Below are 22,602 nucleotides of genomic sequence, written 5' to 3'. Positions count from 1 at the left end.
TTCCCAAAGGCTCGCCTTGCCAGAGCGCGCAACCGGGAGCCAGAATGCGCTCATCTGCCCCGCCTGATGTAAGGAAGCCCGATGCCTGATCCTGTTGCTGCCAGCTTGCGTCTAGCGCCCGAAGCGCTGACTCGCCCTTTCTCCGCTGAACAGTTCAGCTTCTCGACCACTAATGATTTGGAGCCCTTTCGCGGTGTGCTTGGCCAGGAACGTGCGGTTGAAGCCTTGCAGTTCGGCGTGGCCATGCCACGCCCCGGTTACAACGTGTTTGTCATGGGTGAGCCGGGTACCGGCCGCTTTTCGTTCGTCAAACGCTACCTGAAGGCCGAAGGCAAACGCCTGCAGACCCCGGCGGACTGGGTCTATGTGAATAATTTTGATGAGCCGCGCGAACCGCGCGCCCTGGAATTGCCGGGCGGCGCTGCGGCGGCGTTCATTGCCGATATCAATGGGTTGGTCGACAACCTGGTGGCGACGTTCCCGGCCGTTTTCGAACACCCGACCTATCAACAGCGCAAAAGCGCCATCGACCGCGCCTTCAACCAGCGCTACGACAAGGCGTTGGATGTGATCGAACGCCTGGCCCTGGAAAAGGACGTGGCGCTCTACCGCGACAGCTCCAACATTGCCTTCACCCCGATGCTCGACGGCAAGGCGCTGGACGAAGCGGAGTTTTCGCAACTGCCGGAGGCTGATCGCGAGCGTTTCCATACGGATATTTCCGAACTGGAAGAACGCCTTAACGAAGAACTGGCCAGCCTGCCGCAGTGGAAGCGTGAGTCGAATAACCAACTGCGTCAGTTCAACGAAGAAACCATCACCCTGGCCCTGCAACCTTTGCTGGCGCCTCTGTCGGAAAAGTACGCGGAAAACGCCGGTGTTTGCGGTTATCTGCAAGCCATGCAGGTGTACCTGCTCAAAACCGTGGTCGAGCAACTGGTGGACGACGCCAAGACCGACGCCCAGGCCCGCAAGCTGCTCGAAGAGCAGTATTGCCCGAGCCTGGTGGTCGGCCACTCGGTCAACGGCGGTGCGCCGGTAGTGTTTGAGCCGCACCCGACCTACGACAACCTGTTTGGCCGTATCGAATACAGCACCGACCAGGGCGCGCTCTACACCACCTATCGCCAGTTGCGTCCGGGTGCTCTGCACCGTGCCAATGGCGGTTTCCTGATTCTGGAAGCCGAGAAAATGCTCAGCGAACCGTTTGTGTGGGACGCCCTCAAGCGTTCCCTGCAGTCGCGCAAGCTGAAGATGGAATCGCCACTGGGCGAGCTCGGCCGCCTGGCCACCGTGACCCTCAACCCGCAAATGATTCCGTTGCAGGTCAAGGTCATCATCATTGGTTCGCGCCAGCTCTACTACGCGTTGCAGGATGCCGATCCGGACTTCCAGGAGATGTTCCGCGTCCTGGTGGATTTCGACGAAGACATTCCGATGGTCGACGAGAGCCTGGAGCAGTTCGCCCAGTTGCTCAAAACCCGCACCTCGGAAGAAGGCATGGCGCCGCTGACGTCGGACGCCGTGGCGCGTCTGGCGACCTACAGCGCACGCCTGGCCGAACACCAGGGGCGTTTGTCGGCGCGTATCGGCGATTTGTTCCAGCTGGTGAGCGAGGCGGATTTCATTCGCCACCTGGCGGGTGATGAGATGACCGATGCCGGGCATATCGAGCGGGCGCTCAAGGCCAAGGCCACGCGTACCGGGCGTGTGTCGGCGCGGATTCTCGACGACATGCTCGCTGGGGTCATCCTGATCGACACCGCCGGTGCGGCCGTGGGCAAATGCAACGGGCTGACGGTGCTGGAAGTCGGCGATTCGGCCTTCGGCGTGCCGGCGCGGATTTCCGCCACGGTGTACCCGGGCGGCAGTGGCATCGTCGACATCGAGCGCGAGGTTAACCTCGGTCAGCCGATTCACTCCAAAGGCGTGATGATCCTTACCGGTTACCTGGGCAGCCGTTATGCCCAGGAATTCCCGCTGGCGATCTCGGCCAGTATCGCGCTGGAGCAGTCCTACGGGTACGTGGACGGCGACAGTGCCTCGTTGGGCGAGGCGTGCACCTTGATCTCGGCGTTGTCGAAAACGCCGCTCAAGCAGTGCTTTGCGATCACCGGCTCGATCAACCAATTCGGTGAAGTGCAGGCGGTGGGTGGGGTCAACGAGAAGATCGAAGGCTTCTTCCGCCTCTGCGAAGCGCGCGGGTTGACCGGCGAGCAGGGCGCGATCATTCCGCAAGCCAACGTCGCCACCTTGATGCTCGACGAGAAGGTGTTGCAGGCCGTGCGCAACGGGCAGTTCCACATCTATGCCGTGCGTCAGGCGGATGAGGCGCTGAGCTTGTTGGTCGGTGAGCCGGCCGGTGAGCCGGACGAGGAGGGGCAATTCCCTGAAGGCACGGTGAATGCGCGTGTGGTGGAGCGTTTGCGCGCGATTGCCGAGATGATCAGCGAGGACGACTTGAAGGAAGCGGAGAAGGAGCTGGCGCAGCAGGCGTTGGCGGAAGCCAAGCCGAGCTGATTTTTTGTGGCAGCTCGGTAAGTGTGGGAGCGGGCTTGCTCGCGAAGGCGGTGGATCAGTCATTAACAATGTGTCTGACCGACAGCATTCGCGAGCAAGCCCGCTCCCACATTGGATCAGCGGAGTATTTGGAAACGGCGGTGAATTCGCCACTAAATTGACTCGCCTCTCAGGGGCCAACGCCCGTTGGTCCCTACAGCCTTGGTTTGTACTGGTTTTCTTCTATTCTGAGCGTAAGGGATATCTACAGGAGTCGCTGGATAGAGACAGCTTCGCCAGGCGCGAGGTTGAACACCGATCTACCGAGGGTCGCCGCCATGTCGCGCAACCTTTGCCTTACCCGCCAATGTTTGGGCCTGGTTACCCGTATCGAATGCTCCATTCGCCCTCTCGCGGGGGATAACGGGATGTGGACGTTGTTGTTTGCCGCTGGCATGACCGGCGAACAGCCCTCCACCATCAAGTCCCAAGGCCCGTTTCACGGGCCCTTCGTGGCAGAAACCATTCTGCAGTCAATTGTTGAAAGCCTGACCCAGCACGGTTATGCGCTGGCCGATGACCCGCAGATCTGGTGCCTGCACCTGCAGGCACATCTGCGACAACTCAATGGTGGGCGAGGCCAGACGCTCAGTGATACCCATCACTGAACACTATTTGCCCTCGGGCTTGTCCAGCTTCACTTCGAAACCGTATTGCACGGTGCTCAGGTCAGTGCGCTGGTAACTTTCCAGCGTCGTCGGCTGGCCATAGAAATAAAACACGTCAAAGAGTGCCGTGCCGTACTCCTCGGCGCGGTGGCTCACGCCGAGAATTTCCTTGAGGTAGTGGCCGCTGGCGTCCTTGGCGTAGAAACGCCAGCTGTCGGCGGGGAATTCTTTTTGATCGACAATCAGCGCGTTGTCTTTCAGCGACAGGCCTTTAGGCAGCTTGCCCACGTCAATCGTGGCTTTTTCGATCGTGGCCAGAAACAACGGTATCGAGCCGACTACGAAGGCGGGGTTTTCCGGGAACAGGGTGAGATCGTAAGTCAGCGTGCCGCTTCCTGCATTCAGCTCGAAGGCCTCGGTCGGCAATTCGATGGGCTCGCCGCGTTCGCCTTTTTCATCCGCGGTGAAGAAGGTAATCGGCGACTCGCCGCTGTTGCGATCAGCGCCGACCAGGTCGTCATTGAACGTGAACGGGTGGTCAAACACGATCTTCGCGGCACTCGCGTCTTCGGTCGACTGGCTGATCGTCACGCTTTTTTTCAGCTGCTCCTCGGTCATCGCGGCGTCTTTTAGCCAACTGGCGGCGCTGTCGTCGTACACCGTGACCGGCATCGGCAAGGCTTGCACGGTCTTTTGCAGGCTGTTCTTGTCGAAACGCATCACCGGCAGGTCGAGGTCCTTGCGCGTGAGCGTGGCCTTGGAGAAGTCCAGTACATCGACCTGCAGGGTGTCGATCAAGCCATTGAAATACACCTTGGCGTAGTGGCTGCTTTGTTTGTGCTCAAAGGCTTTCTGCTCGTCCGTCAGGTGCTTTTCAAAGGCATCCGACCAGGCCGTTTGCTTTTGCATCTCGGCCAGTTGTTTCTCGTAGAACGCTATTTGCGCGGCATTCTCGTTGATGGAGCCCGAGCGGGTCAGAAATTGCCCGCTACTGTCACGCGCCTGTACCAGTAAGGGGTTCGGCGATTCGTCACCGACCTCCGGTGCCAGTGGCTCGCTGTTGGTCAGTTCGATCTCGGCGTAGTTTTTCTCAAGCAGCAGCAGGTTGAGGGTGATATTGCCCTCGGTGCGTGTGTGGCCCACATCTTTTTTCGACAAGTCGAATGTCAGCACCTTGCCGGGCGCAATCACCTCAACCGCGCCCTTGAGGCTGACCGGCTGCGGCTGGCTCTTGTTGTCGGTCTCGATACCCTCGATGAACGGGTAAGTCACGGTCAGGTCATCGGGGTTGGTCAGGTTGGAGCTGCTCGGGCTCAGTTGGATGCCTGGGTCGGTTTCCGACCATTCCGGCTGAAACGGGATGACTTTATTGTTGCTCAAGGTCACCGACTGCCATTCCAGGCCATGGGGGAAGGGGAACTGGTCCGGGGTGTTGAAGTTGAATGGGAACACCGGCTGCAAATCCGTCAGGTAGTCGGAATGCGAGGCTTTGCGCAGCACGAACAGGCCATTGATGTAGGTGTCCACCAAGGCTTGGGGCGTGGGGTAATGCTTGAGCAAGGCCAGGGTGTCTTCGCCGTATTCGGCTTCGATGGGCTTGTTGGCGAGTTTGACGCGCGCCCGTTCCAGCAACAGCAGCGAGCCGCCGAGGTCGGCAATGGCATCTCTGAGTTTGGGGTCTTGAATGGTGTCGAGCGACTGTTCGAACTTCGCGGTTTTTTCTTCGAGGGTCACCTGCTTCTGCTCTTCTTTGGGAGAGCAGCCGCTGGCCATCAGCAACGCCGCACACAGGCCGATCGTGGCCAAAGGGGATCGCACATCCATCATCTGAATCTTCCTGTCCGACATCATCGAGCCGAGTTAATGGACTCGACACTAGCAGAAAAATTCTCTTACAGATGCCGCTCAGGTCAGTTTTCTCGCGGTTACAGGGGTTTGTTAGCGGCTGGTATACTCGGCGCCATTTTTAGCCATGCTGTGTGAGAACCGATGGAACGCTTTATTGAAAATGCTATGTACGCCTCGCGTTGGCTGTTGGCGCCGATCTATCTGGGGCTTTCCCTGGGCTTGTTGATCCTGGCGCTGAAGTTCTTCCAGGAAATCATCCATGTGCTGCCTAACATCTTTACCATGTTGGAGTCGGAAGTGATCCTGCTGCTGCTGTCGTTGATCGACATGGCGCTGGTCGGTGGCTTGCTGGTGATGGTGATGATCTCCGGCTACGAGAACTTCGTCTCGCAGCTGGATATCGATGAGGATAAGGAAAAGCTCAACTGGCTGGGCACCATGGACTCCTCGTCACTGAAGATGAAGGTGGCAGCCTCCATCGTGGCGATTTCGTCCATTCACCTGCTGCGCATCTTCATGGACGCCAAGAACGTCGATCCGCAGCATTTGATGTGGTACGTGATCATCCACATGACCTTCGTGATCTCGGCGTTTGCCATGGGTTACCTGGACAAACTCACCAAGCATTGATGCCCGGCGCCGGCCTTACTGTTCGACGAAGTAGTAAGGCTGGCGACCGATCGCCATCTGCTTGATCACGGTGACTTTCTCAGCCAGTTGCTCGGGGCGGTCCAGCAGCGCCATGTTGCCGGGCTTGGCAGTCAGAAAACTACGCAGCTGCGCTTCAGTTTGCAGGATCGGCAAGTAGCCCTGCAGATAGAACACGCTGGCCCCGGCGATGCGCTCGTTAGGCTGGAACAGCACCACCTCCTTGCCTTCGGTTTGATAAGCCTTGGCCTGACTGATCACCGGTACGAAGGACTCGCGCAAGTCGGCTTTTGGTGCAAACCAGAAGGCGGCAGTCATGTAACTGACGATCAACAGCGTGAACACACCGCTGATCACGCCGCGGTGATAACGGTACAGCCCCGGTTTACGCGCTTTGAGCCACTCCAGCAGCACCCCTGCATATTCCGCGGCAAGGACGGCAGCTGCCGGTGTCAGTGCCATCAGGTAAACCACGCGCTTGCTGGATGCCAGGGTCAGCAGGGTGAACTGCGCCACCAGCCACACGCTGAAAAACAGGCGGTAGCGGTTACGCACCAGGCTTTTGCGAAAGTGCCACAGGCCCAGGTACACCAAAATGTTCCAGGGCAGGAAGGCCTCGGGCAGTTTTGCAAGGTAGTAATAGAACGGCTCGTAGTGCCCGGCCTCGACAAACGAGCCACTGAAGCGCCCGACGCTGTTGGTCCACAACACCTCGGCCACGGCCTGCAGGCCGCCACGCTGGAACAGAAACCCCAGCCAGATCAGCAGCGGCACCAGCGCCAGCAGCGTGAACAGCCCAGGCTTGAGCCAGTCGCCGATGCGCAGGCGCTTGTCCATTACGCTGGTGCTGAGCAGGTACACAAAAATCACAATGCCCGGCATCGCCAGGCCAAGTACACCTTTGCTCAACGTCGCGATCGCCATCCCGACGGTAAACAACGCCCACGCCCACACACTGGAGCCTTGACGGTCGGGCCGCACGGCCTGGTAGAAGGCCAGCAACGCAGTGGTCACACCGAGGCTGAGCAATGAATCCTCACCCACGCCGCGCACATTGCCCCAATAGCTGGCCATGGTCGCGAGGATCAGCGCCGCGCAGAACGCCAGGGTCTGTGGCCGCCCGAACTTGCGCAGCATTGCGTAAAACAGCATCACGCTGAACAGCCCGGCAAACGCTGACGCCAGGCGTACCGCCCAGGTTGTGCCGCCGAACAGGCGAATCGCTCCGGCATCCAACCAAAGGCTCAGCGGTGGTTTTTCCAGGAACGGCTCACGAAACAGGCGTGGGATAACCCAGTCATTGTCCAAGTGCATGGCCATGGCGATCCCGGCGACGCGGGCTTCGGTGGAGCCTTGCAGCTCATGGCTGCCAAGGGCGAAGAAGAACAACACCGCAACGAGAAGGAGCAGCAGCGAAACGGGACGCGTCATAGGTTCTAGCTACCGGGGCAAGGGGCCGTTCGGGGGAACGGCCGTGGCGATCGGCTAGTATAGGTAACGGATTCTTAATATTTCGTGAATGAATGTGCGGTTTTTGTAAGGCTCGCAGGGCCCGATATTCATGGCTGTTTCAAGCTAGGCAGCGCCGCTTTGCCTTGCGCGGTCAGCACCGGTTCCAATTGCGCCCACGTGAAGCTCAACTCGTTGTCGCAGCCGTCGCCCGTGGCGGGCGTGGAGAGTTGCAGGCCTTGGGTGTTGAAGCTCAGGTCGAAGGTGGAGTAGCTGGTCACCGCCGGGCAGCCTTCGTCGGTGGTGGTTTGCTTGGCGAGCCAGTCGCTGAATGGGGTGGGCAACTTCACTTGGCCGGAGTAGGCGTCGTACCATTCCTGCTGCCCGCCGAGCCAGGTCCACGGGTCTACGCTGTCGCCGGTTTGCAGGTTCCAACTGTGCAGGCCCCAACTGATGCCGCCGCGCCCATAACCTGCCGTCCAGCGATAGAACCGCACCGTGATCCACTGCGAGGACCAGTAAAACGGCTCCACCGTGATCTCACTGGTGGTCGTGCCGCCGCTCTGGTCCAGTGCATTGCGCCGCTCACGATAGAAGTCGGCCTGGCCGTCCGGGCTGACCGCCAGCCGCGCGAGGTCACGGTTGATCTTCTCGATAGCCGGCCCTTCGCCTTCCAGCTTGAAGGTGACCTGCCCACCTTGGGTGTGCACTTGGTAGGCGTGCTCGCGGAAAGCCTTCTTCTCGACCGTCACCTTCGGCGGCACTGCCTCGAGTGGCGTGTTATAGGTGTCGCTGGCGCAGCTTTCGGTATCCGCCCGCTTGAGCAGCACCGCCAGGCCTTTGCCTCCCGGGGCTTTGCTCCAGGTTCCCGTCAGCGTGTCACCTTGCGGCTCATCCAGCTGCCAGAAACCCGTGTTGCCTTCTTCGGCCCACGGTTCACTGGCGTTGGCCTGGGTCAGTTGGATGGGAGTGAGGATGCGCTGGTAGTAGTAACTGCCGTTGGCGCCATGGGCACCATTAAAACACGCGGTAATGGCGGATTTACCCAACGTGCCTTTCCACACACCTGCCAGGTCGGCAGCGTGGGTGAGCAAGGGCGCGCAGGCGAGGGCGATGACAGCGAAGGGCTTGAACACGGGTATCGGACTTCCGGTTGTCTGATAAAGGCGGTCAGGGTAATGGGAAGTGTGAGGGGATTCCAGCGGGCGAGGCCTGTGAGGTGTCTCGCCCGGCTAATCGAAACACGGTAGCACCTGTACGCGGGTTAGCAGACCAGGAATCAACGAACCCCGCGCACCCGAAAGGGCCTCACGCACAGCCGCCATAACGTAGTCCAGCAGATGCTGAGCGGATGGTGGCGTTGCAGGCCTTGATATGAGCCGAGCGGCTAAACCCGGTCGCTGATTTTGCAGCGATGAGAGGAGGTTAGTCATGTCGGTGGAGTGGGAACAGTGCACCAATGGCGCGACATCTTGAAGGAACAATCCGAAGGCCCGTTGGCTGGGGTTTCCATCCTCCAGAAACAACAAAACCCGCACTAGGCGGGTTTTGTTGATGCTTCGAATTGGTGGAGCCGGGGGGATTTGAACCCCCGTCCGCCAGTACTCCGCTGTCGGTACTACATGCGTAGCCGTTTCTATTAAGTTAACCCTCAGCGACCCGAAGGGCAGGGTGCTTTGGGCGAGTTGTGTAAGTTTTAGCCGCTTCGTCCACAACGTACTGCACGGCGATTCTGTTCTATATGACAATCACTTTGGGTTTACAGACATCCCCTGGTGATTGCTGGACCCGAAGGTACCAGAAGCTCAGGGCTAAGGCTGCTTACGCAGCGAGAGCGAATTCCTGGCCGTAGTTTTCGTCATTGGCAACTATAAGAAGTTGCAACAGTGGATTTACGAGTTCTGTTACCAACTCGGCATGCACCTAAAGTTTCGCGACCGGCGTCGAATCCTAAACGGCCCCGTGCTTGTAACTCGTTGTTTCATAGTGAGTGACAAGCCTGTGCAGTGTACGCCAAACCGTCACGGAAGGCCAACCCGAAGGTTGGCTGCGACCGAGTGAGGCGCTTATTGACCGCCTTTTTCGCTGTTCTGCAGATCCTGCAGTGCTTTGGACGTGATCTCGATGCACTTCTTGTCATCACCGGCTGCGTGGGCTGCCTTGGCTTGGGAGACGGCGGTGTCGATTTCGCCGCTTTTGCCGCTGGTGTCGGTGGCAAGCAATGCTTTGCCGTTGTTGATTTTGTCCAGATTGATTCTGCACAGGTCAGTCTCACCTGCAGCGAAAACAGGGGAGGCCATCATCGCAGCGGTAACGAACAAACCAGCAAGAGCGGAACGCTTCATAGGGTATCTCCTTGCGAAAAAGGGCTCGACGCTGCTGGCGTTCGAGGCCTGCCGGCAGCATCACTGATGAGCCTCGTTCGCCGAGGCCTATGCAGATGACTACGCCGGCGCGCAGGGGTTCTGTTTTTTTGCAGGTTTAATGTGCGCGGGCCTGGGTGACCCGGTCCACGAGATACACCAAGCCGTGGTAATCGATGCCGCCATGCTGGCTCAAGCCTATTTCGCAGGTACGGCTGGTGGAGATGCCTTCGCTGCAATATTGCACCGCGTCCTTGAGCGATCGCAGTGAGTGGGCATTGAGTTCCGGCGTGGTGAAGCCTTTGTCGCCGGCAAATCCGCAGCAGTGGATGCCTTCCGGGATCACCACGGTTTTGGCGCAGCGCCGCGCGAGTTCAATCAATGCCTGGCTCTCGCCCAGGTGTTGAGTGCTACAGGTGACGTGTACCGCAATGGGGGCGTCCTGAGGCGTGAAGTCGAGGCGGTCCATCAAGTGAGTGCGGATAAAGCGCACCGGGTCGTAGAGGTCCAGGCGCGTTTCGCCGAGGTCTTGTACCAGTCGCAGGGTGCAGGGGCTGGTGTCGCAGTAGATCGGGTCGAGGCCGCCACGACTGGCGTGGAGCAGGGCACCGATCAGTTCCTGACGCTTGTGCTCGGCCTGTTCGGCGTAGCCTTTGGAGGCGAAGGGCTGGCCGCAGCACAGGTTGTCCTGGTTGTCGGGGAAGACCACTTGGTAGCCGGCTTTTTCCAGCAGGCCACGGGTTTTGTCGTACAGCGACATCTGCTCTTTATCACCTGCTGCCGGGCCCATGGCGCGTGAGACACAGGCCGCCAGGTAGACCACACGCGGGCGCGTGTCCGTCACCGCCGGGCTGAAGCGAATGGCTTTTTCCGGCTGCGGCATGGCGTTGCTCCACTGCGGGATTTGCCCTTTGGACAGCTGAGTCAGTGTGGCTGACAGCTTGGCCAGGCGCGGCGCGCCCAAGAGCATCCGTGCACCGTTGGCGACGTGCAGGGTGAAGCGCGCACCTTGCATCGCCGTGGCGAAATGGCTGGCGAGCCAATCGGCTGTTTTCGTATGGCCAGCATCGCGTGCGCGAAGCTTTTTCACCAGGTCGCCGGTATTGATGCCTACGGGGCAGCGTTGGGCGCATAACCCGGTGGCGGCGCAGGTATCGATGCCTTGGTAGTGATAGGCCGCTTCCAGTTCGGTGGTATCGACGCCCGCACGTTTCTTCGCCTGGATGTCGCGCCAGATCACAATGCGCTGGCGTGGGCTCAACGTCAGGCCTTTCGATGGGCACACCGGCTCGCAGAAGCCACATTCGATGCACTTATCCACAAGCTCGTCGGCGGCGGGCAGGGGTTTGAGGTGCTTGAGGTGGATTTGCGGGTCTTCGCTGAGCACCACGTCGGGGTTGAGAATGCCGTTGGGGTCGAGCAGGCGTTTGAGCTGCCACATCAACTGATACGCATCGCTGCCCCACTCCAGCTCAACGAACGGCGCCATGTTGCGGCCGGTGCCGTGTTCGGCTTTCAGCGAGCCGCCAAACTCCACGGCTACCAGTTGTGCGACGTCGTCCATGAACGCTTGATAGCGTGCGACTTCTTCGCTGCTATTGAAGCCTTGGGTGAACACAAAGTGCAGATTGCCTTCCAGGGCATGTCCGAAAAGGATGGCTTCATCGTAGTGATGTTTGTCGAACAGCGCGATCAAGCGGTTCACGCCGATGGCCAGTTGCTCGACCGGGAAGGTCACGTCTTCGATGATCACCGTGGTGCCGGTTTTACGCACCGCGCCAACGGCCGGGAAGGTGTCTTTGCGGATAGCCCACAGGCGGGCGTTTTCTACGGGGTCTTCGGTGAAGTCGACCTGCTTTTCCACAGGGAATGCGGCCAGGGACGCCATGATCAGTCCCAGTTGCTCCTGCAGCAACGCCGGCGAAGCGGCGCGGGATTCAATCAGCAGTGCGCAGGCATTTTCCGATAGCTGCTGTACGAAAGCCGGCATGCCCGGTTTGTCCTGTACCGAGCGCATGCTGCGCCGGTCCAGCAACTCGACGGCCGACACCGGTTGCGTCTTGAGCACCGTCACCGCGTTGCAGCAGGTCTCGACGTCCGGGAACACAATCAGCGCCGATGCTTTGTTCGGGTGATCAATGACGGTGTCGTAAGTCACTGCGCTGATAAAGCCCAGGGTGCCTTCGGAACCCACCAGCAGATGGCTGAGGATATCCAATGGCTCATCGAAATCCACCAGTGCATTGAGTGACAGGCCGGTGGTGTTTTTCAGACGGTATTTGTGGCGGATTTTTGCAGCCAGTTCAGCGTTTGCCCGCGTCTCGCGACCCAGTTTCGCCAGGCGCTCCAGCAGTGCGCCGTGCTGTTCGCGAAATGCAGCGACGCTGGCTGCATCTTCGGTATCCAGACGGCTGCCGTCCGCCAGTACCAAGCGGATACCTGCCAGGGTGTGATAGGTGTTTTGCGCGGTGCCGCAGCACATGCCGCTGGCATTGTTGGCGACAATGCCGCCAATTTTGCAGGCATTGATCGACGCCGGGTCCGGCCCGATCTTGCGCCCGAACGGTGCCAGCCAGGCATTGGCTTGCGCGCCGATCACGCCGGGTTGCAGGCGGATCTGCGTGCCTTGCGCGCGAATCTCGCGGCCGTTCCAATTGTCACCCAGTACGATCAGCACCGAATCGCTGATGGCTTGGCCGGACAAGCTGGTGCCCGCAGCACGGAAGGTCACGGGGACACGGTCACGCTGGGCGAGTTGCAGCAGCGCCACCACTTCCTCCTCCGATTCCACGCGAATCACCAGCTGTGGGATCAGTCGGTAAAAACTGGCGTCGGTGCCGAAGGCGAGCGTGGAAAGTGGATCGTCGAAGCGACGATCTTTTGGGATCAGTTGTGCGGCGTCGCTCAGAAAAGCAGCAGGCAGGCTCATCGGTCCTCCAGAAATAGCAGACGCCGGAACCGTGTTCCGGCGTCGATTCTTACCCTATTGCGTGCAGGTCTCAGTGCACCAGCATACCGGTGAACCAGTAGGCCTGCGCCAGGGTGATCAGCCCGACGATGGTGGCGAAAAACAGGCTGTGCTTGAGGGTAAAGCGGAACAGGTCGGATTCCTTGCCTACCAGGCCGGTCGCGGCGCACGCCACGGCGATCGATTGTGGCGAGATCATTTTGCCGGTCACGCCGCCGCTGGTATTGGCGGCGACCAGCAGCACGTCATTAACGCCAATCTGGTGGGCGGTGGTGGCTTGCAGCGAGCTGAACAGGGCGTTGGACGACGTGTCGGAGCCTGTCAGGAAAACCCCCAGCCAGCCGAGGAATGGCGAGAAGAATGGGAAGGCTGCACCCGTGCCGGCCAGCACAAGTGCCATGGTCGAGGACATGCCCGAGTAGTTAGTGACGAAGGCGAAAGCCAGCACCATGCCGATGGACAGGATGGGCCAGCGCAATTCGTAGAAGGTTTCCTTTAAAGTGGTCAGACCAGTTTTTACGTCGATCTTGAGCACCAGCATCGAGATCAGCGCAGAGAAGAAAATCGCGGTGCCCGTTGCAGAGATCGGGTCCAGCTTGAATACCGCCGGAATCGCCGTCGGGTTGGCGACAATCGGGGCGACCTTGATGACCAATTGATCCAGGTGCGGGATCGCGAAGTTGAAGACCCAGCTGTACATCGAGCCGCCCGCAGCGAACATCGCTTTGAAGGGCTTGAGGGTCCAGAGGGTGACCAGTACGGTCAGAATCAGGAACGGCGACCACGCCTTGAATATTTGCCCCAGGCTGTAGGGCGAAGCGATGGTTTGACGCGGCTGGCCGAAACCGCCGACGCTGGCGGTGGCCGTAGCGCTGCCGGTGGCGCCAGCAATCTGTGCGCCGGCGGCGCGCTTGGGTTGCCAGACTTTCAAAAACAGGGTCAGGGCTACCAGGCTGACGAGTGCCGAGGTGATGTCCGGCAGTTCCGGGCCGATGAAATTGGACGTGAAATATTGGGTGACGGCAAAGCTCAAGCCTGCCACCAAAGCCGCCGGCCAGGTTTCGCGAACGCCGCGCAGGCCGTCCATCATGAACACCAGCCAGAACGGTACAAACAGCGACAGCAGCGGCAGTTGGCGGCCGGCCATGGCGCCGATTTTGAAGGAGTCAATACCGGTCACTTGCCCTGCGACGATGATTGGAATGCCCAAGGCGCCAAAGGCTACCGGCGCGGTGTTGGCGATCAGGCACAAGCCGGCGGCATACAGCGGGTTGAAGCCCAGGCCGACCAGCAGTGCGGCAGTAATCGCCACGGGGGCGCCGAAACCGGCCGCACCTTCAAGGAAGGCGCCAAAGCAGAAACCGATCAGCAGCACCTGAAGGCGCTGGTCGTCGGTGATCGACAGGACCGAGCTGCGGATGATTTCAAACTGGCCGCTTTTCACGGTCAGTTTGTAGAGGAAAACCGCGGCGACGATGATCCATGCGATCGGCCACAGGCCGTAGGCAAAACCATAACCGGCGGCAGCCAGCGCCATGTCGACCGGCATCTTGAAGGCGAAGATTGCCACCAGGATCGACAATGCCAGGGTAATGCTCCCGGCGACGTGGCCTTTGAGGCGAAACACGGCCAGGGCGAGGAAGAAGAATACGATCGGAATAACGGCGGCCAGTGCGGACAGGCCGAGGCTGCCGAGCGGGCTGTAGAGCTGTTGCCAGGTTTGCATATGGGGTGGCCCCTAATTGTTGTTGGTCAGGCACTGTTTAGTCAGCTTGGATAATTGGTAAGACCAATTTACAGCCGCTGTTGGCTAGAGTAAAAGTGTTGGCGTGGCTGTGTCAATTTGCCGCTGACGAAACTTTGGTCGTAGCGACGTGGCCGGGGTGGTCTGCTCGGGTTTATCGAAGGCGTTCTGATAGGTGCCGCAAGCGCGGCGATAGGCCAGAATAGAGGCCCCGGCGAGTGGTCGGGATTGTGGAGAATGAGTTATGGGGTTTGATCAGGTGCGTCAGCGCCGTTTGTCTGACGATATTGTCGAGCAGCTTGAGGGCATGATCCTCGAGGGCACGCTGAAGTCGGGCGAGCGCTTGCCGGCCGAGCGCGCTTTGGCTGAGCAGTTTGGCGTGTCGCGCCCGTCGTTGCGTGAGGCGATTCAGAAGCTGGCGGCCAAGGGGTTGTTGGTCAGTCGTCAGGGCGGCGGTAATTATGTAGCGGACTCTCTGGGGTCCACTTTCAGTGATCCGCTGCTGCACCTGCTGGAAAATAACCCGGAGGCTCAGCGTGATCTGCTCGAGTTTCGGCAAACCCTCGAAGCGTCCTGTGCTTATTACGCGGCGTTGCGGGCTACCGAAGTCGATCGCGAGCGGCTGACGTCGGCTTTTGAAGCGTTACAGGATTGCTATACGCGTGTTGATGAGGTCAGCCGAGTGGAGGAGGGCGCGGCGGATGCGCGGTTTCACTTGGCCATCGCTGAGGCCAGTCATAACGCGGTGCTGCTGCACACCATTCGCGGGCTGTTTGATCTGCTCAAGCGTAACGTGGTGACCAACATCGGCGGCATGTACCAGCAGCGTACGGAGACCCGTGACATGCTGATCAGTCAGCATCGGGATTTGTACCTGGCAATTATCGAGGGGCGTGCCGAGCAGGCGCGGGAAGTCTCAACACGTCACCTGTTGTACGTGCAGGAAGTGTTGGAAGAGGTGCGTCAGGAAGTTCAGCGGGTGGCTCGGGCGGAGCGACGTAAAGGCATGTAGCCCGGGGTGAATCACCCAAGGCTACAGTGTCACAAGGATTACTCTTCCTTGCCCTTGTTGCGCACGGCGCGGTGCAACTCACGGTTGGAGTCGCGTTCGCGCTCAGTGTCGCGCTTGTCGTATTCCTTCTTGCCCTTGCCGAGCGCGATCTCGCACTTGACCAGGTGCTTGCTCCAGTACCAGGACAGGCAGATGCAGGCATAGCCTTTCTGCTGTACGGCGGCAGCGAGTTTTTCCAGTTCGCGGGCGTTGAGCAATAGCTTGCGCGTGCGCACCGGGTCGGCGATTACGTGGGTGCTCGCGGTCGTCAGCGGGGTGATATGGCTGCCCAGCAGCCATGCCTCGCCATCCTTGAGCAATACGTAGCTGTCGACCAGTTGCAGCTTGCTGGCACGCAGACTCTTTACTTCCCAGCCGGCCAGGACCAGACCAGCCTCGAACCGATGTTCGATGAAGTAATCGTGTCGCGCCTTTTTATTTTGCGCGATGGTCCCTGTAGGGTGTTTCTTTTGTTTAGCCATAGGGGCGGCATTATAGGGAGTTGCGAGCGTGTCGGCTACGGTCAACCTGCGTGCTTGAGCGTGTTGGACGAATCCCGGACAATACGGGCAGTTCTTAGGTTTTTTTCTCTCGCGGATCGGGCTGTTTTTTCGCGATGTTTGCTTCAGCAGTGGAAATAACGCTCACATGACGACGCACATTCAACGTTCGGCCTTACTGCCTTATCCGGCGCAGGCGCTCTATGACCTGGTCAACGACGTTGCGCGTTACCCGGAATTCCTGCCTTGGTGCTCCACCGCCGAGGTGCTGGAAAACAGTGATGAGCACATGGTTGCCAGTGTTGGGGTGGCCAAGGGCGGTCTTAGTCAGCATTTTGTTACGCGCAATGTGTTGGTGCCTGGGAAATCCATTGAAATGAATCTGCAGGAAGGGCCATTCACCCAGTTGCACGGGGTGTGGGTGTTCAAGGCGCTGACCGATAAGGCCTGCAAGATCAGCCTCGACCTGTCATTTGATTATGCGGGCCCAATTGTGCGCGCCACATTGGGGCCATTGTTCAACCAGGCGGCCAACACGCTGGTGGATGCATTCTGCCAGCGGGCCAAGGAACTGCATGGTTGAGATTGAAGTGGTGTATGCCGCCGAGGATCGCCAGGTCTTGTTGGCGGTGACGGTGCCTGCGGGCACCAGCCTGAGGGCGGCGGTGCAGGCATCGGGAATTGCAGCGCAATTTCCGGGGTTGGTGGTGGCTGATTGTCCTTTGGGGATTTTTGGCAAGGTGGTTGCGGACGCGGATGCGCAAGCTGTGCAGCCAGGTGATCGCATTGAGATTTACCGGCCGTTGCTGGCAGACCCCAAGGAAGTGCGCAGGCTGCGCGCGGCGAAGGCCGCGATGGCCAGGCAACAAAGTTCGTAACGCTGCCAATCGGCAGGCAACAAAAAAGCCCGGCATGCCGGGCTTTTTGTTGTGCGCCGCAAAATTATTGCGGGGCGGTGTCCAGAGGCTGTGGCGTCGGGACCGGAACGGTTTGCACGCCGTCCACGTCCTTCTGGATCTGATCCAGCAAGGAACCTGGCTTGGCCGGCACCTCGGATTTCGGCTTCTCTGCTTCCTGCGCGGGCGCAGTCACATTGGTGCCGTTGTCCTTGCCCAGCAAGGCTTCATCACGGCTTACGCCGGGCATGAAGTCACCGGACAGGCTGACAAGCTGGTCATTGCCATTGAAAATGACACTGACGCGTTCCTGCTGGCGCTCACCGCCACCTGGCTGGATGCTGTAGAGATAATCCCAGCGATCGGCATGAAAAGTGTCGGTCAGCAGGGGGTTGCCCATGATAAACCGTACTTGCCGTCGGGTCATTCCCGGACGTAACTGGTCTATCATGTCCTGCGTGACGACATTGCCCTGCTGGATGTCGATTTTGTAAACCCCGGGGAATGAACAACCGGCGAGTGCGAGCAGTCCCACAAGGGTGAAACTGGTTAGCAAGAGCTTGGTGTTTTGCATCGGTGGGCGACTTCCACTATCTTGGCTGGGACAACGTAAACGCCGATCATACCCGTATTAAGAGAAGCTGCGAAGCAGCATCCGCGAGAAAGCTAACCATGGTTGAAAATAGCGAACTACGCAAAGCCGGTCTTAAAGTGACTCTGCCACGAGTCAAGATTCTACAAATGCTCGATTCTGCTGAGCAGCGCCACATGAGTGCCGAAGATGTTTACAAGGCGCTGATGGAGTCTAACGAGGACGTTGGCCTGGCCACGGTTTACCGTGTGCTGACCCAGTTTGAAGCCGCAGGGCTGGTGGTTCGTCATAATTTCGACGGCGGTCATGCGGTGTTCGAATTGGCTGACGGCGGTCATCACGACCACATGGTTGACCTGGATACCAATGAGGTTATCGAGTTCACCAGTCCGGAAATCGAGAAGCTCCAGCACACCATCGCTGAGCAGCATGGGTTCGATTTGGTGGACCATAATCTGGTGCTGTACATCCGTAAGAAAAAGTAAAAATCGACGCAGATTTGTTCTGCGAAACGATAGAAGGCGACCCTGGGGTCGCCTTCGTGCTTTCTATAAGAGAGAAAAAACTGTGAAAAAAGCCCGGCTCAGGCCTTGCTAGCCACGACCATTTTTTTCGCGTGGGCCAGGGACTCCTTGGTCAGGTCGATACCGCCCAGCATTCGCGCCACTTCTTCTACGCGTTCCGACTTGTTCAGCTTGGACACCGCCGTGTGCGTCGCATCGCTGCCTCTTACTTTATGCACAAACAAATGCTGATGCCCTTGCGCAGCCACTTGCGGCAAGTGCGTCACCGTGAGTACCTGGCCGCGATCCCCTAGTCGGCGCAACAACTGGCCAACAATCTCCGCGGTCGGCCCGCCAATACCAACGTCCACTTCATCGAATACCAATGTGGGGACTCGTGATGTCTGGGCGGTAATCACCTGGATGGCCAGGCTGATCCGTGACAGTTCGCCACCGGACGCCACTTTCGCCAGTGCCTTGAGCGGCTGCCCGGGGTTGGCACTCACCAGCAGTTCCACCTGTTCCAGGCCGTGAGGTTGCAGCTCATTGCTGGTGTTGGTGTGCAGTTCGATGGTAAAGCGCCCGCCAGGCATGCCAAGGCGCTGAATTTCCTGCTCCACGGCGCTGGCCAGGCTTGTGGCTGCTTGCTGGCGCAGGTCGCTCAGCTCGCGGGCTTTCTCTTGGTAATGTCGGGCGAAAGAGGCAAGTTCGTCGCCCAGTCGCTCAATGGATTCGTCGTTGGCGTTAAGGGTTTCAATTTCATCCAGCAACTTTTGCTGCATCGTCGCCACTTCGGTCGGCTGAATGCGATGTTTGCGTGCCAGGGTGTAGATGGTATCCAGGCGCTCCTCTATTTCCTGCAAGCGGGCTGGGTCGGCATCGAAGTGGTCGAGAAAGCGATTGAGCTCTCCCACGGCTTCTTCAACCTGGATCTGTGCGCTGGTCAGTAACGTGGTGGCCTCGTTCAGCGAGCCGGACGCATTGTTCACGCTGGACAGGCGATTGAGGCTGGCGGTCAGTGCATTGAGCACGTTGCCGGAATCGCTTTCGCTGCATTGCTCCACCACTTGCCGGCAGATACCCAGCAGGGTTTCGGCGTTAGTCAGGTTCTTGTGTTCCTGTTCCAGCTGTTCCAGCTCGGTTTCGCCCAGGCCCAGGCTTTCGAGCTCTTCGAGCTGATAGCTGAGCAACTGGTGGCGAGCGCGTTGCTCGTCGCCGGAGTTGGAGAGTCGCTCCAGCTCCTGGCGCGTCTGTCTCCAGCGCTGCGCGGCAAGTTGTACTTGTCGGGCCAGATCGGTGGCGCCTGCGTATTCGTCGAGCAGGCGGCGATGGGTGTCGGTTTTCAGCAGGGATTGGTGTTCATGCTGGCTATGGATATCGATCAGCAGCTCGCCCAGGGCTTTCAAGTCGCCAAGGGGGCAGGGCGTGCCATTGATGTAGCCGCGTGAGCGTCCTTCTGCCGTGATGACTCGGCGCAGGATGCAGGGGCCTTCATTATTAAGGTCGCGCTCGGCCAGCCAGGCTTCGGCTTCGGGAATGTCTGCCAGGTCAAAGGTGGCCAGGATATCGGCCTTGTCGGCGCCTGGGCGCACCACGCCGCTATCGGCACGGTCGCCAAGGGTCAGGCCCAGGGCGTCGAGCATGATCGATTTGCCGGCGCCGGTTTCGCCTGTGATTACGCTCATCCCGCGATCCAGTTCGAGATCCAGATGTTCAACGATGGCGTAGTTATGTACGGACAGGTGCACGAGCATGACGGCCGCTCCCAGGCTTTAGGTCTGGTTATTTATACAGTGTTTTGTTTGGGGCTGACAATCCTGTCACTTAGCTCGATTTGCTTGGTCGAGTTAATTTATTAGTGCGATTGGGAATGACGGCTCAGGAATTGATCTGGCTCAACGAAAGACTTTTGGAAACGCCTGAGCCCTTGAACCTGGAAATTGTGGCCCCATATACCGGAACAGAAGCGCGAGTTCAGTTCGCGCAGGATTTTGAAAGGAGAAATCTATGGCTGACGAACAGACGCAGGATACGCAAACTCCAGACGCCAATTCGGCTGCCGGGGATGAACTGGCAACTCGTGTGCAAGTGCTCGAAGAGCAATTGGCCGCTGCGCAGGATCAGTCTTTGCGTGTTGCTGCCGATCTGCAGAACGTCCGCCGCCGCGCCGAGCAGGATGTCGAAAAGGCTCACAAATTCGCGTTGGAAAAATTCGCCAATGACCTGCTGCCGATTATCGACAGCCTGGAGCGTGGCCTTGAGTTGTCCAACCCGGCCGACGAAAACATCCGCCCGATGCGCGAAGGGATCGAGCTTACCCTGAAAATGTTCCAGGACACCCTGAAGCGTTATCAGTTGGAGGCCATCGATCCGCAAGGCGGCGAGCCGTTCAATGCAGAGCATCACCAAGCCATGGCCATGCAGGAAAGCCATGACCTTGAGCCGAACAGCGTATTGAAAGTGTTCCAGAAGGGTTACCAGCTCAACGGTCGCTTGTTGCGCCCGGCAATGGTGGTGGTGAGCAAGGCTCCTGCACCTGTTGCACCTTCTATTGATGAGCAGGCTTGAAATCCGCCGCAAGGCCCCCATTTATAAGTCAAGCGTTTAAGTGCTACCGCAGTTAGCCACCACTGCTGCGGCAACCAAATTCATGTTTCGGGAGAGTAAATCATGGGCAAAATTATCGGTATCGACCTGGGGACTACCAACTCCTGTGTCTCCGTGCTGGAAAACGGCGTTGCTAAAGTTATCGAAAACGCCGAAGGCGCGCGTACCACGCCGTCGATCATTGCTTACGCCAACGACGGTGAAATCCTCGTCGGTCAGTCGGCCAAGCGTCAGGCTGTGACCAACCCGCACAACACCCTGTATGCGGTGAAGCGTCTGATCGGTCGTAAGTTCGACGAAGAAGTCGTACAGAAAGACATCAAGATGGTCCCTTACAAAATCGCCAAGGCTGACAACGGTGACGCCTGGGTTGAAGTAAACGGCCAGAAAATGTCGCCGCCGCAAATCTCGGCTGAAATCTTGAAAAAGATGAAGAAAACCGCCGAAGACTACCTCGGTGAGACAGTGACCGAAGCGGTGATTACCGTTCCGGCCTACTTCAACGACAGCCAGCGTCAGGCGACCAAAGACGCCGGCCGCATCGCGGGTCTGGACGTAAAACGGATCATCAACGAACCGACCGCAGCTGCGCTGGCTTACGGTATGGACAAGGCCAAGGGCGACCACACCGTGATCGTTTACGACCTGGGTGGCGGTACGTTTGACGTCTCCGTGATCGAGATCGCTGAAGTTGACGGCGAGCACCAGTTTGAAGTGTTGGCCACCAACGGCGACACCTTCCTGGGTGGTGAAGACTTTGACATTCGTCTGATCGACTACCTCGTTGACGAATTCAAGAAAGAAAGCGGCATGAACCTCAAGGGTGACCCGCTGGCGATGCAGCGCCTGAAAGAAGCCGCCGAGAAAGCCAAGATCGAGCTGTCTTCCGCTCAGTCGACCGACGTTAACCTGCCGTACATCACTGCAGACGCTACCGGTCCTAAGCACTTGAACGTGAAAATCTCGCGTTCCAAGCTGGAAGCGCTGGTTGAAGACCTGGTTCAACGCACCATCGAGCCTTGCCGCATCGCGCTGAAAGACTCGGGCATCGACGTTGGCTCGATCAACGACGTGATCCTGGTCGGCGGTCAGACCCGTATGCCGCTGGTTCAGAAACTGGTCACCGAGTTCTTCGGTAAAGAAGCACGTAAAGACGTGAACCCGGACGAAGCCGTTGCCATGGGTGCTGCTATCCAGGGTGCGGTACTGGCCGGCGACGTGAAAGACGTGCTGCTGCTGGACGTCAGCCCGCTGACCCTGGGTATCGAAACCATGGGTGGCGTGATGACCGCGCTGATCGAGAAAAACACCACGATTCCTACCAAGAAATCGCAAGTGTTCTCGACTGCCGACGATAACCAGGGCGCTGTGACCATTCACGTGCTGCAAGGTGAGCGTAAACAAGCCGCTCAGAACAAGTCCTTGGGCAAGTTCGACCTGGCTGAGATTCCACCAGCACCACGTGGCGTGCCACAAATTGAAGTGACCTTCGACATCGATGCCAACGGCATTCTGCACGTAGGCGCTAAAGACAAGGCCACCGGCAAAGAGCAGAAGATCACCATCAAGGCCAACTCCGGTCTGTCTGATGAAGAAATTCAACAGATGATTCGTGATGCTGAAACCAATGCTGAAGCTGACAAGAAGTTTGAAGAGCTGGCCGGCGCCCGTAACCAGGGTGACGCACTGGTTCACTCGACGCGCAAAATGATCGCTGAAGCTGGCGATAAAGTGACCGCCGAAGAGAAAACTGCAATCGAAGCCGCGTTGGTTGCCCTGGAAGCCGCTGTTAAAGGCGACGACAAGGCTGCCATCGAAGCCAAGGTTGAGGAGCTGTCGAAAGTCTCCGCGCCAGTCGCTCAGAAAATGTACGCCGAGCAAGGCCAGCCGGCAGAAGGTGCTGCACAACATGCAGAGCCTGAAGCCAAGCACGATGACGTTGTCGATGCCGAGTTCGAAGAAGTCAAAGACCACAAGTAAGTTGGTCGCCCGGTTGACCGCTATCAAGCGGTGACTGGTAGGATGTCGCCGCGCGGGAGCTTGCTCCCGCGTTGGCGTGTCTGGGGTATGCGAATTTTTACAACATGCGACAAGGCTCGGATGTTGGCGGTGTGACTGGGAATGCTCCTGCTTTCCGGGCGACAATCACCGCGTTTTTGGCCGGGTCCCTGGCTGAAAGCAGTAATGACCAGGATCGTTGAATTGACGTGAGTTGGGTCCGGGCCTGTATTGGGGCTCAACGAGTTTGGCAAGGCTCAGGAGGGTC

At 58.8% G+C, this 22,602-nt stretch carries 18 protein-coding genes and 1 other RNA gene; 9 read left to right on the top strand and 10 right to left on the bottom strand.

Translation table 11 applies throughout. The features are described from left to right. The first annotated feature begins 81 nt into the window (after positions 1–81). Positions 82–2,520: a Lon protease family protein gene (locus CPH89_RS05830; RefSeq protein ID WP_053258097.1), complete on the top strand. Its 2,439-nt coding sequence runs from the start codon at positions 82–84 to the stop codon at positions 2,518–2,520. A gap of 317 nt (positions 2,521–2,837) precedes the next feature. Beyond that, positions 2,838–3,167, top strand: a complete 330-nt coding sequence (locus tag CPH89_RS05825) for a PA4575 family protein (protein ID WP_053258096.1) — start codon at positions 2,838–2,840, stop codon at positions 3,165–3,167. Between the two features lie 3 nt (positions 3,168–3,170). Here CPH89_RS05825 and CPH89_RS05820 read toward each other — a convergent pair whose 3' ends face one another. Further along, positions 3,171–4,994, bottom strand: coding sequence for a hypothetical protein (locus CPH89_RS05820; protein WP_081006399.1), 1,824 nt, complete (start codon positions 4,992–4,994; stop codon positions 3,171–3,173). 162 nt (positions 4,995–5,156) lie between these two features. Between CPH89_RS05820 and CPH89_RS05815 the strand changes: the two genes are divergently transcribed. Then, positions 5,157–5,645 (top strand): TIGR00645 family protein, encoded by a 489-nt coding sequence (locus CPH89_RS05815; RefSeq protein ID WP_053258095.1) that lies wholly within the window; start codon positions 5,157–5,159, stop codon positions 5,643–5,645. Between the two features lie 15 nt (positions 5,646–5,660). Here the strand turns inward: CPH89_RS05815 and CPH89_RS05810 are convergent, their stop codons facing one another. The 6 genes from CPH89_RS05810 to CPH89_RS05785 form a co-directional block, all read right to left on the bottom strand. After that, on the bottom strand, positions 5,661–7,094 hold the full coding sequence (locus CPH89_RS05810; RefSeq protein WP_053258094.1) for an ArnT family glycosyltransferase: 1,434 nt from the start codon (positions 7,092–7,094) through the stop codon (positions 5,661–5,663). A 128-nt stretch (positions 7,095–7,222) separates the two neighbouring features. After that, the gene (locus tag CPH89_RS05805; protein WP_053258093.1) at positions 7,223–8,248 is read right to left on the bottom strand and encodes a hypothetical protein; all 1,026 of its coding nucleotides are present in this window, start codon (positions 8,246–8,248) and stop codon (positions 7,223–7,225) included. A 429-nt stretch (positions 8,249–8,677) separates the two neighbouring features. Next, positions 8,678–9,074, bottom strand: a transfer-messenger RNA (tmRNA) gene (gene ssrA, locus CPH89_RS05800). Positions 9,075–9,178: 104 nt separating this feature from the next. After that, entirely contained in the window at positions 9,179–9,457 is a 279-nt protein-coding gene (locus CPH89_RS05795; RefSeq protein WP_053258092.1) for a PA2433 domain-containing protein, read from the bottom strand. A gap of 136 nt (positions 9,458–9,593) precedes the next feature. Beyond that, positions 9,594–12,404 (bottom strand): FAD-binding and (Fe-S)-binding domain-containing protein, encoded by a 2,811-nt coding sequence (locus tag CPH89_RS05790; protein ID WP_053258091.1) that lies wholly within the window; start codon positions 12,402–12,404, stop codon positions 9,594–9,596. A 70-nt stretch (positions 12,405–12,474) separates the two neighbouring features. Then, positions 12,475–14,169, bottom strand: coding sequence for a lactate permease LctP family transporter (locus tag CPH89_RS05785; protein ID WP_053258090.1), 1,695 nt, complete (start codon positions 14,167–14,169; stop codon positions 12,475–12,477). Positions 14,170–14,431: 262 nt separating this feature from the next. Here CPH89_RS05785 and CPH89_RS05780 point away from each other — a divergent pair, with 262 nt between their 5' ends. Beyond that, complete coding sequence (locus CPH89_RS05780; RefSeq protein WP_053258089.1) at positions 14,432–15,199, top strand: GntR family transcriptional regulator; 768 nt, start codon at positions 14,432–14,434, stop codon at positions 15,197–15,199. A 38-nt stretch (positions 15,200–15,237) separates the two neighbouring features. Here the strand turns inward: CPH89_RS05780 and smpB are convergent, their stop codons facing one another. Next, positions 15,238–15,720 carry an SsrA-binding protein SmpB gene (gene smpB / locus CPH89_RS05775; RefSeq protein WP_003176160.1) on the bottom strand — a complete coding sequence of 161 codons (483 nt, stop codon included), beginning with the start codon at positions 15,718–15,720 and terminating at the stop codon, positions 15,238–15,240. A 166-nt stretch (positions 15,721–15,886) separates the two neighbouring features. Between smpB and CPH89_RS05770 the strand changes: the two genes are divergently transcribed. After that, entirely contained in the window at positions 15,887–16,321 is a 435-nt protein-coding gene (locus CPH89_RS05770) for a type II toxin-antitoxin system RatA family toxin (RefSeq protein WP_053258088.1), read from the top strand. Beyond that, positions 16,314–16,616 (top strand): RnfH family protein, encoded by a 303-nt coding sequence (locus CPH89_RS05765; RefSeq protein WP_053258087.1) that lies wholly within the window; start codon positions 16,314–16,316, stop codon positions 16,614–16,616. Before CPH89_RS05770 ends, CPH89_RS05765 begins: the two co-directional genes overlap by 8 nt. A gap of 64 nt (positions 16,617–16,680) precedes the next feature. On the opposite strand, the gene CPH89_RS05760 is transcribed toward CPH89_RS05765, so the two are convergent. After that, positions 16,681–17,208: an outer membrane protein assembly factor BamE gene (locus CPH89_RS05760; protein ID WP_053258086.1), complete on the bottom strand. Its 528-nt coding sequence runs from the start codon at positions 17,206–17,208 to the stop codon at positions 16,681–16,683. Between the two features lie 98 nt (positions 17,209–17,306). Here CPH89_RS05760 and fur point away from each other — a divergent pair, with 98 nt between their 5' ends. Next, positions 17,307–17,711, top strand: coding sequence for a ferric iron uptake transcriptional regulator (gene fur, locus CPH89_RS05755; RefSeq protein ID WP_053258085.1), 405 nt, complete (start codon positions 17,307–17,309; stop codon positions 17,709–17,711). A gap of 98 nt (positions 17,712–17,809) precedes the next feature. Here the strand turns inward: fur and recN are convergent, their stop codons facing one another. Beyond that, the gene (gene recN, locus CPH89_RS05750; RefSeq protein WP_053258084.1) at positions 17,810–19,483 is read right to left on the bottom strand and encodes a DNA repair protein RecN; all 1,674 of its coding nucleotides are present in this window, start codon (positions 19,481–19,483) and stop codon (positions 17,810–17,812) included. A gap of 253 nt (positions 19,484–19,736) precedes the next feature. Here recN and grpE point away from each other — a divergent pair, with 253 nt between their 5' ends. Further along, entirely contained in the window at positions 19,737–20,297 is a 561-nt protein-coding gene (gene grpE, locus CPH89_RS05745; protein ID WP_053258083.1) for a nucleotide exchange factor GrpE, read from the top strand. Between the two features lie 102 nt (positions 20,298–20,399). Next, positions 20,400–22,316: a molecular chaperone DnaK gene (dnaK, locus tag CPH89_RS05740; protein WP_053258082.1), complete on the top strand. Its 1,917-nt coding sequence runs from the start codon at positions 20,400–20,402 to the stop codon at positions 22,314–22,316. Positions 22,317–22,602 lie beyond the last annotated feature (286 nt).

It is taken from the genome of Pseudomonas fluorescens, from assembly GCF_900215245.1.
Classification (GTDB): Bacteria; Pseudomonadota; Gammaproteobacteria; order Pseudomonadales; family Pseudomonadaceae; genus Aquipseudomonas; species Aquipseudomonas fluorescens.
The sequence above is the reverse complement of the archived record's forward strand: the minus strand, read 5'-3'. Positions and strand labels throughout refer to the sequence as shown.